Consider the following 14,203-nt stretch of genomic DNA (forward strand, 5'->3'; position numbering starts at 1 on the left):
TGGCGTCAGTGCGCCCGCGCGTGGCGGCCGGTTGCAATCTTCGGCGTGATGTCGAGCGGGGCGTTCGCCCGGTCGGCCCGGCCGACGGGCCGCGCGTCGGCGAGCCGCTGCCGCTTGGTCTCCTCGTAATACCCCCTGGCGAAATAGTGCACGGTGCGATCGTGGTCGCCGTGGGCGGCCCGGTAGGCGCCGGCGAGATAGCGCACGCCATAGGTGAGGTTGGTGTTGGGGTCGTGCAGGCCCTGTGCGTCGCCGGTGTAGCCGAGGCCGCGCGCGGTGCCGAGCTTGATCTGCATCAGCCCGATGCAGCCGCAGCTGCCGACGAGGTCCTTCTGATATTTGCTCTCGCGCACGATCACGCGGTGGATCAGCGATTCCGGAATGTTGTTGGCGGCGGCGTGGACCGCGACCAGCGCATCGATGTGCGGATGGCCGGTGTTCATGTGCTTCGGCTTGGCCTCGGCCGCTCGTCGCTCGCCGTCGTGGGTGTCGGCGGCGGGCGCATCGCTCGGCGCCGCCTCGATGTCCGCCGGCTGCGCGGTGGCATTCGCATCCACGGGCCGCGAGGGGTCGGCGCCGCTCACGGCCTCGATCGCCTCGGCCTCGCGCGCAGCCTTGGTGACGGCGCTGCGGGCGGCGAATTCCTTGACGGTGTCACTATGGACATGGGCGAGCTTCAGGGCAGGACCGGGCTTTGCGGCCGATTTGCCGGATTTCGTCTTGGCCGCCGCGCTCTCCGATGCCGTGCCGGGATCCTCAGCTCCCATGGCGAGCGGCAGGTGGCCGGTCATCGCAAGGCCTGCGATGCAGGCCGTCAGCACAAGACGTCTCATGTGTCAGGATCCCCCGGGAACCACGCGCGCATGCCAAGCAGCCCCCCGGCATGCGTTCACAGTTTACGCACCGTAATTGGTGCAAACGCCGGGCGATAATATGGCGGAAATGGGGCGACGGACGCCGTGCGACCACGGGTAGGGCATCGGTTTACCCCGAATTATACCGGGCATGATTGGCTGGCCGAGGTCTCCAGTCAGGTCCATGCCGCGATGACGCTCTCCGTCACCCACACCGAAGTGAGCGCCCGGCCGGCGCACGGGTTGCTGCCGCTGTGGGTCGGTGCCGGCGTCTATGCGCTGCTGCTGATCGCCGGCAACCGGCTGCTCAACGATCCCGACACGCTGTGGCAGATCACGGTGGGGCAATGGATCATCGATCACCGCGCGGTGCCGGAGGTCGACGTCTATTCGTTCACGATGCGCGGTGCGCCGTGGATGTCGACGCAGTGGCTTGCCCAGGTCGCCTATGCCGGGGCCCATGCGCTGGCTGGCTGGACCGGACCGGTGGTGCTGGCGGCGTCTGCGATCGCGCTGGCCTTCGCGCTGTTCGCGCGGCTGTTCGGCCGGCACCTGCGCGACAGTACGACGCTGGTGTTCGTGGTCGCGGCATTCCTGCTTTGCCTGCCGCATCTGCTGGCGCGGCCGCACGCGCTGGCCTTCCCGGTCCTGGTGGCCTGGATCGCGGGGCTGATCGATGCCGCCGATCGCAAGGACGCGCCGCGGCCTGCGCTCGTGCTGCTGGTCTCATTGTGGGCCAATCTGCACGGCGGTTTCGTGTTCGGCCTGTTCTTTATCGCGCCGGCGGCGCTCGATGCGCTGGTGAATGCCGAGCCGTCGGCACGCCGCGTCCTGGCGCTGCGCTGGGCGATGTTCGCCGGTCTCGCGCTGCTTGCCAGCTGCTGTACGCCCTATGGCTGGAACGCGCTGCTCGCCTCGCAGAAGATCCTGTCGCTGGGGCAGGCGCTGCCGCTGATCGTCGAATGGAAGGCGGCCGACTTCCAGAGCCTCGGCCCGTTCGAGATCTGCCTGCTGCTCGCGATCGGCTTTGCGCTGTTCCACGGCATCAGGCTGCCGCCGGTGCGCATCCTGATGCTGCTTGGCCTCCTGCACATGGCGCTGGCGCAGGCGCGGGCCGCCGAGATCCTCGCGCTGGTCGGTCCGCTGGTGATCGCCGCGCCCCTGGGGCGGCAGATCGGCACGCAGCCGGTGGATCCTGCGGCCGGCACCTTCCGCGCATTGATGATATCGGCTGTCGTGCTGGCGCTCGGCGCCGGCACGCTCGCATCGGTGTCGCTCCTCAACTTCGCGCCGAACCTGCGCGGCACGCCGGTGGCGGCCGTGACCGAGCTCAAGAAGCTCAACCTGACGCGCGTCCTCAATGACTATGATTTCGGCGGCTACCTGATCTCGACCGGTGTGGCGCCGTTCATCGACGGCCGCACCGAGCTCTATGGCGAGAAGTTCTTCGTCGACCACAACGCCGCGTCGGGGCTGATGGAGCCCGACAATCTGTTCCAGCTTCTGAAGGACTATGACATCGAGGCGACACTGCTGCGGACGCAGAGCGCGGCCACCAAGCTGCTCGATCATATCGACGGCTGGCAGAAGGTCTATTCGGACGACATCGCCACGATCCATCTGCGCAAGACCGGTGCCGGCCATACGACGGAACCGGCGTTGGATCCTCGCAGCAATTAACTCAAAGTTGCCGAGCGCCCACCCGCTCCCCGGGGCGCCTCAAGTGACACTCATTTTTATCTCGAAGCGCTCGGACTGCGCACGTCGTGTCGCACGTGACAACGCGGCGCGTGCAAACGCGTCGCCATGCAGCTATGATCGCAACTGTCAGTTCGACAGCATGCCTGACTCATTCAAAAAACGAACGGAGAGGGAGCGCGTCATGGCCTCGAAGGCAACCGACATTCTATCTGCCGTCAACGACACGGCCGACGACACGGTACAGGCTTCGGTTCGCGTGCTGGACCTGCCGCGCAACAATCCCTGCGCCCAATGCGGCGAGGCGATCGCGTTGCCGGCATGGGTCGAGGCCGGCGAACGGCGGAAGTCCTACTTGTGGCACTGTCGCATGTGCGACTATCGATTCGAGACCATCGCTTTCTATGCCGAGCCCATCGATCGCGACGATGCGCTGGCCGCGTAGTTGATGCGTTGGGGTAGTACAAGCCCGCCGCTTCCCCCGATAAGCTGACGAGAGCACGGATTTCTCGCAGATCGATGCGAACTGTTGCGGCGGTGACGGTAGGCTCCCTCTGCCCGTTCTTACGGGGCCGCGACGAGCTTCGCTCGCGCCGTGAGGGGGTTGGAGGGGCAGACGCGCGATCGGTGTCAGGGGTTAGACCTGTACCCCCTCCACCCGGATTGCATCTGGCGATGCAATCCGACCTCTCCCCGCGAGCGGCACGGCGATCGCATATGACGATCTAGGTTTTGCGTCCAGCTCTCTTCGCGCCGTCATGGCCGGGCTTGTCCCGGCCATCCACGTCTTTGTTTGATCGAGAAAGGAAGTCGTGGGTGCCCGGGTCAAGCCCGGGCATGACGCGGTAACTAATTGGTAGGCTTGGTCGCCGCGACCGCCCCATCGCGATCATATGCGATCGCCGTGCCGCAAGCGGGGAGAGGTGAACACTGAGCGAGCCGTAGGAGTCGTGCTTAAGCGCGCATGGCTCAATGGACAATACCTGCTCGGCAATTCCTCTGTGAGGTTGCGCTCTCCCGGTTGAGCTTGAGGCTGTAATGGCCGTACCGGACATACGCACTCGGAACTGTCACACGGTAACAGTATCGCACCGCACCGGGGCAGCTTGTCGCGCAACAGACGGAAATCGCAGGTTCCTGCGGAACACTGACTGGCCATTGCAGTTCTCTCGTCACCATTCACTGAGAGGAGACACCCCATGTTGATGAAGACTGTTGCGGCCGGCCTCGCCGGTTCCCTGCTGCTCGCGACCGCGGCGTTTGCTGCGGAGAGCACCACCACGACCACCAGCACCACGACCCGTGCCGACACCACGGCGGCGTCCTATAAGGGTGACTGGCGCAGCTCGAAGCTGGTTGGCGTGAAGGTCTACAACAACAACAACGAGAATGTCGGCTCGATCGACGATCTGCTGGTCGACAAGAGCGGTGCTGTCAAGGGTATCGTGATCGGCGTCGGCGGCTTCCTCGGAATGGGCGAGCACCTCGTGGCCGTGTCGTTCGATCAGATCAAGTTCTCGGATCAGCCGGTGCCGTCGAACACCGCCTCGAACGCTCCGGCTACGGGCACGACCTCGTCAACCACTCCGCCGGCCCCGACCACGACCGGTGCTGCGACGGGCACCTCGTCGTCGATGAGCTCCTCGACGAACCGCTGGTATCCCGACCACGCCATGATCAACGCCAGCAAGGATCAGCTGAAGTCCATGCCCGAGTTCAAATATTCGGAGTAATACGCGACTGATCGCCAACTGATCGATGTCATCGCGGCGCGCCCGGTTTGACCGGGCGCGTTCGCGCGTCACGCCGCCGGGCGCAGGCTTCTCTGGATCAGGGGCAGCTCGATCCGCGCGACGAGACCGCACGGCTTGCGATCGTGCAAAGATAGCTCGCCGCCGTGGGCCTGAACGATCGCCTTCGCAATCGACAGTCCGAGTCCGAAGCCGGTCGCCTCGTCCATGTTGCGGGCGTGGTCACCTCGCACGAATGGCTCAAGCATGTCGGGCTTGAGTGCGTCGGCGATGCCCGGTCCGTTATCCTCGACGTCGATCGTCAGCCGCCTCGTCGATAGGGTCAGCCGGACCACGGTTTCGGTGCCGTATTTCACCGCGTTCTCGACCAGATTTGTGAGCGAGCGCATCAGGTCTTCGGGCCGCGCGGTCGTCATCGCATGCGCCGGGCCGACATAGGTGACGTTGTGACCGACATCGGAGAACTGATCGGCGACGAGCTGCAGGATGCTGGCGATGTCGACGAGCGTCATCGGCTCGAGCTTGCGGCCGTTGCGCAGGAACGACAGCACCGAGCCCAGCATCGTATGCATCTGGTCGAGGTCGGCGAGCATGCGGCTGCGCTGCAGTTCGTCCTCCACGAACTCGCAGCGCAGCCGCATGCGCGTGAGTGGCGTGCGCAGGTCGTGGCTGATGGCCGCCAGCATCTTGGTCCGGTCGTTGATCAAGGCCGTGATGCGCTGGTGCATCCGGTTGAGGGCGCGCGCCAGTGAGCGGATCTCCTCGGGCCCGCGCTCGGGGAGGGCGGGCCCCTCGCCGTCGAGGCTGAAGCTCTCGGCCGCCTTTGCAAAGCTCGACAATGGCGATGTCAGCGCGCGTGCGGCCCACAGGCCGAGCAACGTCGTGCTGATCAGTGCGAACATGATCGTCGTCAGCCAGGGGGCGCCCCAGAACGGCGGCCGGTGCGGCCGGTCAGGCGCTCTGGCCGAGATTATGTCGCCATCAGGCAGCACGAAAATGATCCGACGCGCCCCCGATCCCGGCGGTGGCATGAGGATCCGATAGCCGGGGCCGAGGCCGCGATAGCCGCCAGGCCCGGGGGGCGCTATCTCGTTAGCGCCACGAGACCTGAAGTCCTGCTCGTCCGCGCTGAGCCCGGCTTCGGCACCCGCCTGGGCACCCGGCTGCGGAGGAGGCCGTTCCGCTTCAGCGGGCAGCGGCCCGGAATGAGGCTTGATGTCGAACTCGGGGTAGGCGCGCCCGATGTCGGCCATCAGGTGCGGCCGGTCGTCCGAAGCCGCGCGTCCGAGGACGTGGACGACCGTTGCGAGCTGGAACGGACCTGCCTCGTTCTCGCCCGCCGGCTGCTCGGCACGATGGATCAGGAACGTCGCGGTGATGATGGCATGAAGTGCGACGATGGAAATGGCCACCAGCGCCGTGATCTGGCCGCGGATTCCTTTCAGGTTGAGAAAGCCGAACGACGTCATGACGCAGCCACCCGATCCGACCGGTCAATGGCCCTGCGGGCCGGTCACCACCTCGACGACAGGCGTGAACATGTAGCCGCCGGAACGCACCGTCTTGATGATCGTGGCCTCCTGCAGATCCGGCTCGATCTTGCGGCGGATGCGGCTCACCAGGACGTCGATGGAGCGCTCGAACGAGCCGGCGCTTCGCCCCTGCGTGAGGTCGAGCAGGCTGTCGCGCGACAGCACACGACCGGGCCGCTCGCAGAAGGTGCGCAGCAGATCGAACTCGGCGCTGGTCATCGCGACGCGCGCGCCTTCGGGATTGCGTAATTCGCGCTGCCGGAAATCGATCTTCCAGCCGAGGAAGGACAGCGCGGACGCACCCTCCGTTGCGCTGGCGGTCATCGCCGCGGCCTGCCGGCGTAGCACCGCATTGATGCGCGCAAGAAGCTCGCGCGGATTGAACGGCTTCGGCAGATAGTCGTCGGCGCCCATCTCAAGCCCGAGAATACGGTCGACGTCCTCGCCGCGCGCGGTCAGCATGATGATGGGCACCTGCGATTCCGCACGCAGCTTGCGGCACAGCGTCAGCCCGTCTTCGCCGGGCAGCATCACGTCGAGGATCAGGAGATCGACGCGGTGATCGCCCATGATGCGGGTCATCTCGCGGCCATCGGTCGCGGTGGTTACGTTGCAGGCATTGTTGCGCAGATATTTCGCGATGAGCGTCCGCGTTTCGCGGTCGTCCTCGACGACAAGGATGTGTGGTTGTGTCTGGGCCATACCGACAAGTGACCTAGAATCGCGGCGTTTTGCGAAGAATTTTGTTACTGAATGTTTCCTGCCGGCAACGTCCGGGAAGGCCTGGAAACCGTCTAGGCACGTGTTGCGGCTTTCGTGTGGGCGCGTCAAGCCTGACGCGGACGGAGGGAGAGGCGACCTCGGCTTCGCCTACACCAGACTACCTAGGCACTACCGGTTTTGTCGCACGACACTGGTCGTGAGTGCGCCCTCTCCCCTTGCGGGAGAGGGCATGAAGGACCGAGCGGCATACTCGCTTGGGTGAGGGGTATCTCTCCACGAGCGTGGTCCGCGGAGAGATACCCCTCACCGGAGCGAGCAAGCGGATGGGCTGGCGATGCCCTCTCCCGCAAGGGGAGAGGGCACTGTATCGGGCAGTCTTGCTGCGGCAAATGAAAGCGCGCCGAGGCTCAGTTCGACTTGACCAGCGGGCAGCCGCCCTTGTCGAGCGGACGGAAGGCCTCGTCGCCCGGCACGGTGGCGATCAGCTTGTAGAGGTCCCAATCGCCTTTCGATTCCTCGGGCTTCTTGACCTCGAACAGATACATGTCGTGCACCATGCGGCCGTCGATCCGGATCTTGCCGTTCTTGGCGAAGAAGTCGTTGACCGGTGTCGCGCGCATCTGCTCCATCACCTTGGGGGCCTCGTCGGTGCCGATGGCCTCGATCGCCTTCAGGTAATGCATGGTCGCGGAGTAGAGCCCGGCCTGGATCATGGTGGGCATGTGCCCGACCTTCTCGTTGAAGCGCTTGGAGAAGGCGCGGGTCTCGTCGTTCATGTCCCAATAGAACGCGTCGGTGACGGTCAGGCCGGAGGTCGACTTGATGCCGAGCGAATGCACGTCGGTGATCTCCATCAGCAGCGCGATCATCTTCTGGCCGCTCTGGGCGAGGCCGAATTCGGCGGCCTGCTTGAGCGCGTTCTGGGTGTCGCCGCCCGCATTGGCGAGGCCGACGACCTTGGCTTTCGAGGCCTGCGCCTGCAGCACGAAGGACGAGAAGTCCGAGGAGTTCAGCGGGTGGCGCACCTCGCCGAGTACCTTGCCGCCGCTCTCCTTCACGACATTGGCGGCGTCGCGCTGCAACGCCTGGCCGAACGCGTAGTCCGCCGTGATGAAGAACCAGGTGTCTTCGCCGCGCTTCACCATCGCCTTGCCGGCGACGTTGGACAGCGCGTAGGTGTCGTAGGTCCAGTGCACCGTGTTGGGCGAGCATTGCGCGCCGGTGATGTCCGAGGAGCCGCCTCCGGAATTGATGTGGATCCTGTTCTTCTCGCGCGTCAGCGCCGAAATCGGCAGCGCCACCGATGAGGTCGGCACGTCGAAGATCGCATCGACCTTCTCGTTGTCGTACCAGTTGCGCGCGATGTTGACCCCGACGTCGGGCTTGTTCTGGTGGTCGGCCGAGACCACCTCGACCTTCTTGTCCTTGACTTTGCCGCCGTAATCCTCGACCGCCATCTGCACGGCCACCAGCGAGCCCTTTCCGGTGGCATCCGCATAGAGGCTGGACATGTCGGTCAGCACGCCGATCTTGACGACGTCATCGGAAATCGTCTGCGCCTGAGCGGTTCCGCCGATGGCCGCGAGCGCAATTGCTGCAGCGAGGGCTTGCGCCGAAGGTCTCATGTTTCTCACCCGAGATTGTTGTCGTTGGTGTGGGCAGTTCTATCCACCCTTGCGCATCCTGCAAAGCGGGACGGCGCATGGGACGGTTGCACAGCGGCGGATTACAGGCCCGGCAGCGTGTTGACCCTGACCGTCATGGTGCCCTCGGCCGAGGCGATCACGCGCAGCACGCTGGCGTCGAAGGCGATGTCGGTCAGGGTCAGGTTGTTGACGTCGGTATCGACGCGGATGCCGTTCTCGTTCTTCTGCAGCTCGGCGATCGCGGCGGCGATCTTCTCGCGCACATTGTCGGAGAACGGCTTGAGGTCGATCACCGACCGCTCCAGCAGTGCGCGCTGCAGATGCGGCACCGCGGCGCGGGCAGCGGCGCCGAGCAGGCCGAAGGCCGCGTCCGATTCGACCGCGAGCTGCAGATCGGCAAGGCGTAAAATCTGCTGCGCCTGGTCGACCACGGGGCGTCCCCAGATGTGCACGGTCGCCTCGGCGCCGAGGCCGAAGAAGCTTTCCTTCTCCTTGCCTTTGACCTGCAGCGAGATCAGCAGCCGGTTGCCCGAGGGGACGACGGTGGCATGCTTGACGGTGACCGCGACCGGGCCGGAGCCATCCTCCGGGAAGGTCCGCCCTGCGAGCTGCGAGTCGACGAGCTTGTTGAGCTCGGTGAAGGGGATATCGATCGGAACCGCGACGCTGATGCCGCCCGCGGTGGGCGGGACGATCGTGATCTTCTCGGGGAAGGGGCATTCCGGCTTGGTCTCTGCCGGCGTGACCCGGGTCTCCGCCTCGATGCCGACCGTCACCGTCGCTGTATTGGCGTCGATCACAGGCTGCGCCGCCAGCGCTCGGGTCGGCTTCATCTCGAGCCACACGGCCGGCAGCCCCGGGGCGGTGCCCTGCAGCGGCACCGAGCGGCAGGCGCGGGCCCATTGCGCCTGCGCGTTGCGCCTCAGGGTGGGGTCCTTGCGAAGCCTGTCGCTCAGCGCGTTCAACTGGTCGCCGACCGTCTTGTCGATGACGGGCTTCATCTGCGCGGGCACGTTGACCCGGGCCCCGGCCACCGTCAACGCGGTGTCGCCGAGGTTGACCTGGGCGGCAAAGTTCGGCTCGAGATACCAGGATGCCGCCAGACGGGGCCGCATCGCGATGACGATGTTGCCCTTGATGTCGGCCGTGGCGTTCAGGTTCTTGATGTTGATGCCGCCGATCTGCTTGGCGGCATCCGATCCGAGCAGGCCGCCGATGGCGTCGCCGAGGGCGCCGGTCGCCTTCGCCGACAGCGAGCCGGTGACGTTCAGCCGGCCCGAGATCGGCGTCGCCAGCGACAGCGTGTCCTGCGCGCCGGTCGCGGCGATGGCGCCGCGCGAGACGGTCCAGCCGATGTCGGCGTTCTGCAGCACTTGCGCGGCCGGATTGTCGGCCTTGCCGGAGAAGTTGCGCGGCGTGGCCTTTTCAGCAGCGTCGCGGATCGCGCCGAGCGAGATCGAGACCGGCGCCATGATGATCGAATTGCGCGTCGCCGGGGGCAGCGGGGTCAACTGAGCGAGCGGCGGCGCCGGCGTCTTGCCGGTGAAGAGAAACAGTTCCGCGGCAATGACGCCGACGAGGACGAGGGCTGCCAATCCGGTGGCGCCGATCAGGATCATCCGGAGCCGGAGCGGTGACGGCCGCGGTGGTCGCTGCGATTTCGGAGCGAGCGGATGCGGCTTGCTCTGCCAGTCTGGTCGCGGCGTCGGAAGCTTCATGTCGGGTCCACGGACTCCAGCTGCCGCGATGCCGGCTCACTCCGGCAGCGGCGATCGCGGTTAATACAAGATTGCCGAGTTTACAGGGCCGGACGGTGGCGCGCCAGGGCGGCCGGCTCAACCGCCGGCCTTCAATCGGCCGTGATGGTGAACAGCCGAACGCGCGCAAAGAAGTGACCGCCGGACTGGTGGCCGCGGCGGTCAAGTTAGGGAGGAACGGGAAGGAGCAGGGGTGGCAGCGATGCGCCGGTCAGCGCGTCACGCGGCCGAGATCGGCGCGGCGCTCCATCGGCAGCACGATCACCTTGGCGCCGACGTTGACGCGGGAATAGAGGTCGATCACGTCCTGATTGGTCAGGCGGATGCAGCCCGACGACACATGCGTGCCGATCGTCTCGGGCGCGTTGGTGCCGTGAATGCGATAGACGGTGCCGCCGAGATACATCGCGCGGGCGCCGAGCGGATTGCCGGGGCCGCCGGCCATGTGGCGCGGCAGATAGGGCTGCCGCGCGATCATCTCCGGCGGCGGCGTCCAGTCCGGCCACTCGGCCTTCTTGGTGACCGACTGCGTGCCCGACCAGGTGAAGCCGTCGCGGCCGACGCCGATGCCGTAGCGCATCGCCTGGCCGCTGCCGAGCACGTAGTACAAATACTTGTTGGGTGTGTCGATCACGACCGTGCCGGGCGCTTCGCGGGTCGCGTAGCTCACGACCTGGCGGCGCAGGCGCGCGGGCAACTCATAGGCGCTCGCCTCGTCCTCGCGCGGATTGATCATCTGCGGCGCCGATGCCGGCGGCTCATAGGTTGCGATCGGCGGTAGCAGGAACGGGAAGGGCAGCGGCGCCGGGGAAGCCGCCTGTGTCGGCGTTGCAGCCATGACCGCGCTGACAACCAGCGCGCCGAGGACAATATTGGAGCGTGAACGGACTCGGCCTGACGTGAACATGGACGTCCCCTTGCTTGATCGCTCGTCTGCCGCTGCCGTTGTTTCGGCCAGCGAGCTTGAAATCAGTCGCCTGTCATCATTGTCTTTGGCGCTTCGACCCGCGCCTGATGCTGCAACTCATAAGGGAGAAAAGTTTCGTTGCGTTTGCGCGCTGCAGGCAAAACGGTTTCGTCGGCTTAACCGTTTGTTTCATGACGGTTTCACGACACTCCACGCGCCGGACGGCGACAGATCGCGGGGAAAACGGCGGCGAGGGACAAAAAGAGCCTTCGACAGTTCGATGACGTCACACGCCTGAAATATCAATGTCGGAATTTGCAGGCGTTCAGAATCGCTTCAACTTTCCGGATCGCCTTATGCGGATCTTAATCGCAACTGACGCCTGGCACCCGCAGGTCAACGGCGTGGTGCGCACGCTCACCTCGCTGGCCCGAGCTGCGTCTACGCTCGGCGCCGAGATCACCTTCCTCACGCCGGAAGGCTTCCCGTCGTTCGCGGTGCCGACCTATCCGGGCCTGCGGCTCGCGATCACCAACGGCTCCGAGATCGCGCGCCGCATCGAGGCGGCGGCGCCCGATGCGATCCACATCGCGACCGAAGGCACGATCGGCTGGGCGGTGCGGCGCTACTGCCTGCGCCATGGCCTTCCGTTCACGACGTCCTACACGACGCGCTTTCCGGAATATGTCTCGGTGCGCACCGGCATTCCCGATGCGGTCGGCTACTGGGTGATGCGCCGCTTCCACGATGCGGCGGCGATGACCATGGTCGCGACCAATTCGTTGAAGCAGGAGCTTGGTCGCCGCGGCTTCAAGCGGCTCGGCTTCTGGACCCGTGGCGTCGACACCCAGCTGTTCAATCCGGACGAGCCGGCTGCGCTGGATCTGCCGCGCCCGGTGTTCATGACGGTCGGCCGCGTGGCGGTCGAGAAGAACCTCGAAGCGTTTCTGTCGCTCGATCTGCCGGGTTCGAAGGTCGTGGTCGGCAATGGTCCGCAGAAGGCCGAGCTGGAGCGCCGCTTTCCGGCTGCGCATTTTCTCGGCGAGAAGACGGGCAGGGACCTGACCGCGCACATGGCCGCGGCCGACGTCTTCGTGTTTCCGAGCCTGACCGACACCTTCGGCGTGGTGCAGCTGGAGTCGCTCGCCTGCGGCACGCCCGTCGCGGCGTTTCCGGTCACCGGGCCGCTCGACGTCATCGCCGATCATCCGATCGGCGCGATCGACTGGGATCTGCGCGCGGCGTGCCTCAAGGCGCTGACGATGTCGCGCGAGACCTGCCGGACGTTCGCGCTCGACCGCTCCTGGGAGAACAGCGCGCGCCAGTTTATCGGCAACCTCGCCGTGCTGCAGCCGTCTCGTGTCATGCGTCCCACGCCGGTGCTGGCCGGTCGGAGCGCGGTGCGCGGCTGACGGCTGACTTCGCGTCACCACATCAATTCCAAAGCAAAGTGAGATGTAACGATGGCAGAAACCATGAAGCTCGACGGTGCGCGGGAGCTCGATTTCGACCGCGAGCAGGTCGAGCAGGCGTATGACCGCTGGGCCCCGATCTACGACCTGGTGTTTGGCGGCGTGTTCGAGAAGGGCCGTCAGGCCGCGATCAGCGCCACCAACAAGCTCGGTGGGCGCGTGCTCGAGGTCGGCGTCGGCACCGGCATCTCGCTGCCGCTCTATGCGCCGCACGTCCGGGTGTTCGGCACCGACATCTCCGAAGCGATGCTCGGCAAGGCGATGCGGCGCGTCGCCGACCAGCGGCTGAAGAACGTCGAGGGCCTTGCGGTGATGGACGCCGAGAATCTCGAATTCCCCGACGATTCGTTCGATGTCGTGATGGCGCAATATGTCGTCACCGCCGTGCCGAACCCGGAGGTCGCGCTCGACGAGTTCGCCCGCGTGCTGCGCCCCGGCGGCGAGCTGATCATCCTGACCCGCGTCAGCGCCGACGACGGCCTGCGCCGCGTCATCGAGCAGGCGCTGCAGCCGGTGGTGCGCCGGCTCGGCTTCCGCACCGCCGAGTTCGGCTGGTCGCGCTATCTGCGCTGGCTCGCGGGCGCGCATACGATGCAGCTCGCCGAGCGCCGGCTGATCCCGCCGCTGGGACATTTCTCGCTGGTCCGGTTCCGCAAGCTGGAGCGTGCAGCCGCGGCTTGAAGCCGCGGCTGCCGCCCTCCCTGCCGCTGCTGCGGCCTTCCCCGTAGTTTCCAATGTTTCGCGTCCGATCGTGTGACATCTTGATGATGTCACACGATCTACATCTAGTCCCTGTACACGCCTTGCAACCCATTCCTCGGAGCAACCATGATGAAACATTTCCTGGAGCAGCTGCGTATCCAGCGCTGGGACGACCACCGCTACTATCACCACAGCCGCATCAACCAGAGCCTCCATTTCGTCAGCGCGCTCAGCTTCATGATCGCCTATGCGATGATGGTGTTCGATCCGCTGATCTCGGCGCTGATCGGCTGGCTGGTCTCGATGACCTCGCGCCAGGCCGGGCACTTCTTCTTCGAGCCGAAGGGCTACGATCACGTCAACCATGCGACGCATGAGCACAAGGAAGAGATCAAGGTCGGCTACAACCTGCAGCGCAAGGTCGTGCTGATGTCGATCTGGGCCGCGGCGCCCGTCGTGCTCTATCTGCAGCCGACCGTCTTCGGTCTGCTGACGCCGTGGACGTCCGTGATGGATTTCGTCCGCGAGACCGCCAAGCTGTGGCTCGTGATCGGCATCGGCGGACTCGTGTTCCGGACCGTGCAGCTGTTCTTCATCCGCGACGTCGAGACCGGCCTCGTCTGGATGACCAAGATCCTCACCGACCCGTTCAACGACTTCATGCAGTACCGCGCGGCGCCGCTCGCGCTGCTCCGCGGCGAGCTGATCGATCCCGGCCTGCACCTGATGGGCGAGAGCCTCGAGGAACAGCACGCCTGAGCCGGACGATAAAGTCAGACTTTGTGCGATGCCCGGGCTGGTCCCGGGCATCGGTGTTTGCGGGGAACTCGTCGATGTCAAACGCAGGCGATTGCCGCAGCGGCCGTGCGCTCGCTCTCCCGCTTGTGGGCAGGGCTATTGCATATGACGATCCAACTTTGAGTTCGGCTCCCTCCACACCGTCATGGCCGGGCTCCGTCCCGGCCATCCACGTCGTTCGGCATCCTGGGAAGGACGTGGATGCCCGGGACGGAGCCCGGGCATGACGACGTGGAGGCAGCGTAGCGAAACGACTCAGATCTTCATATGCGATAGCCCTGCGCTTGTGGGGGAGGGCCGGGGAGGGGGGCGGCTTGCTCCGCTTGTGGCGGTGACGCTCCGCGCTGCCATGACCCCCACCCG

General features: G+C 65.7%; 12 protein-coding genes. 6 read left to right on the forward strand and 6 right to left on the reverse strand.

What is annotated here, in order from left to right:
* Positions 1-5: 5 nt before the first annotated feature.
* Entirely contained in the window at positions 6-833 is an 828-nt protein-coding gene (locus tag LQG66_RS32620) for a lytic transglycosylase domain-containing protein (protein ID WP_231319902.1), read from the reverse strand.
* Between the two features lie 213 nt (positions 834-1,046).
* On the opposite strand from LQG66_RS32620, the gene LQG66_RS32625 reads away from it, so the two are divergent.
* The 3 genes from LQG66_RS32625 (at position 1,047) to LQG66_RS32635 (ending at position 4,285) form a co-directional block, all read left to right on the forward strand.
* Positions 1,047-2,534: a hypothetical protein gene (locus tag LQG66_RS32625; RefSeq protein WP_231319903.1), complete on the forward strand. Its 1,488-nt coding sequence runs from the start codon at positions 1,047-1,049 to the stop codon at positions 2,532-2,534.
* Between the two features lie 202 nt (positions 2,535-2,736).
* Positions 2,737-2,997, forward strand: a complete 261-nt coding sequence (locus tag LQG66_RS32630) for a hypothetical protein (RefSeq protein ID WP_231319904.1) — start codon at positions 2,737-2,739, stop codon at positions 2,995-2,997.
* A 754-nt stretch (positions 2,998-3,751) separates the two neighbouring features.
* Positions 3,752-4,285: a PRC-barrel domain-containing protein gene (locus tag LQG66_RS32635; protein WP_231319905.1), complete on the forward strand. Its 534-nt coding sequence runs from the start codon at positions 3,752-3,754 to the stop codon at positions 4,283-4,285.
* Positions 4,286-4,353: 68 nt separating this feature from the next.
* On the opposite strand, the gene LQG66_RS32640 is transcribed toward LQG66_RS32635, so the two are convergent.
* The 5 genes from LQG66_RS32640 to LQG66_RS32660 form a co-directional block, all read right to left on the reverse strand.
* Positions 4,354-5,772, reverse strand: coding sequence for an ATP-binding protein (locus tag LQG66_RS32640; RefSeq protein WP_231319906.1), 1,419 nt, complete (start codon positions 5,770-5,772; stop codon positions 4,354-4,356).
* 24 nt (positions 5,773-5,796) lie between these two features.
* Positions 5,797-6,537, reverse strand: a complete 741-nt coding sequence (locus LQG66_RS32645) for a response regulator (RefSeq protein ID WP_231328044.1) — start codon at positions 6,535-6,537, stop codon at positions 5,797-5,799.
* Positions 6,538-6,965: 428 nt separating this feature from the next.
* Complete coding sequence (locus LQG66_RS32650) at positions 6,966-8,183, reverse strand: ABC transporter substrate-binding protein (protein WP_231319907.1); 1,218 nt, start codon at positions 8,181-8,183, stop codon at positions 6,966-6,968.
* Positions 8,184-8,284: 101 nt separating this feature from the next.
* Entirely contained in the window at positions 8,285-9,922 is a 1,638-nt protein-coding gene (locus LQG66_RS32655; RefSeq protein WP_231319908.1) for a DUF4403 family protein, read from the reverse strand.
* 250 nt (positions 9,923-10,172) lie between these two features.
* Positions 10,173-10,868, reverse strand: coding sequence for a L,D-transpeptidase (locus LQG66_RS32660; protein WP_231319909.1), 696 nt, complete (start codon positions 10,866-10,868; stop codon positions 10,173-10,175).
* 356 nt (positions 10,869-11,224) lie between these two features.
* Here LQG66_RS32660 and LQG66_RS32665 point away from each other — a divergent pair, with 356 nt between their 5' ends.
* The 3 genes from LQG66_RS32665 (at position 11,225) to LQG66_RS32675 (ending at position 13,801) form a co-directional block, all read left to right on the forward strand.
* Positions 11,225-12,280: a glycosyltransferase family 4 protein gene (locus LQG66_RS32665; RefSeq protein ID WP_231319910.1), complete on the forward strand. Its 1,056-nt coding sequence runs from the start codon at positions 11,225-11,227 to the stop codon at positions 12,278-12,280.
* A gap of 51 nt (positions 12,281-12,331) precedes the next feature.
* Positions 12,332-13,021, forward strand: coding sequence for a class I SAM-dependent methyltransferase (locus LQG66_RS32670; protein WP_231319911.1), 690 nt, complete (start codon positions 12,332-12,334; stop codon positions 13,019-13,021).
* A gap of 147 nt (positions 13,022-13,168) precedes the next feature.
* Positions 13,169-13,801: a hypothetical protein gene (locus LQG66_RS32675; RefSeq protein WP_231319912.1), complete on the forward strand. Its 633-nt coding sequence runs from the start codon at positions 13,169-13,171 to the stop codon at positions 13,799-13,801.
* The last annotated feature ends 402 nt before the right edge of the window (positions 13,802-14,203 follow it).

Origin of the sequence: Bradyrhizobium ontarionense (assembly GCF_021088345.1) — a bacterium.
Taxonomy (GTDB): Bacteria; Pseudomonadota; Alphaproteobacteria; order Rhizobiales; family Xanthobacteraceae; genus Bradyrhizobium; species Bradyrhizobium ontarionense.

What these genes read in the sequence shown, in the direction of transcription:
- LQG66_RS32620 (WP_231319902.1), bottom strand. Translation starts at nt 833, where the DNA reads ATGAGACGTCTTGTGCTGACGGCCTGCATCGCAGGCCTTGCGATGACC.
- LQG66_RS32625 (WP_231319903.1), top strand. Translation starts at nt 1,047, where the DNA reads ATGACGCTCTCCGTCACCCACACCGAAGTGAGCGCCCGGCCGGCGCAC.
- LQG66_RS32630 (WP_231319904.1), top strand. Translation starts at nt 2,737, where the DNA reads ATGGCCTCGAAGGCAACCGACATTCTATCTGCCGTCAACGACACGGCC.
- LQG66_RS32635 (WP_231319905.1), top strand. Translation starts at nt 3,752, where the DNA reads ATGTTGATGAAGACTGTTGCGGCCGGCCTCGCCGGTTCCCTGCTGCTC.
- LQG66_RS32640 (WP_231319906.1), bottom strand. Translation starts at nt 5,772, where the DNA reads ATGACGTCGTTCGGCTTTCTCAACCTGAAAGGAATCCGCGGCCAGATC.
- LQG66_RS32645 (WP_231328044.1), bottom strand. Translation starts at nt 6,537, where the DNA reads ATGGCCCAGACACAACCACACATCCTTGTCGTCGAGGACGACCGCGAA.
- LQG66_RS32650 (WP_231319907.1), bottom strand. Translation starts at nt 8,183, where the DNA reads ATGAGACCTTCGGCGCAAGCCCTCGCTGCAGCAATTGCGCTCGCGGCC.
- LQG66_RS32655 (WP_231319908.1), bottom strand. Translation starts at nt 9,922, where the DNA reads ATGAAGCTTCCGACGCCGCGACCAGACTGGCAGAGCAAGCCGCATCCG.
- LQG66_RS32660 (WP_231319909.1), bottom strand. Translation starts at nt 10,868, where the DNA reads ATGTTCACGTCAGGCCGAGTCCGTTCACGCTCCAATATTGTCCTCGGC.
- LQG66_RS32665 (WP_231319910.1), top strand. Translation starts at nt 11,225, where the DNA reads ATGCGGATCTTAATCGCAACTGACGCCTGGCACCCGCAGGTCAACGGC.
- LQG66_RS32670 (WP_231319911.1), top strand. Translation starts at nt 12,332, where the DNA reads ATGGCAGAAACCATGAAGCTCGACGGTGCGCGGGAGCTCGATTTCGAC.
- LQG66_RS32675 (WP_231319912.1), top strand. Translation starts at nt 13,169, where the DNA reads ATGATGAAACATTTCCTGGAGCAGCTGCGTATCCAGCGCTGGGACGAC.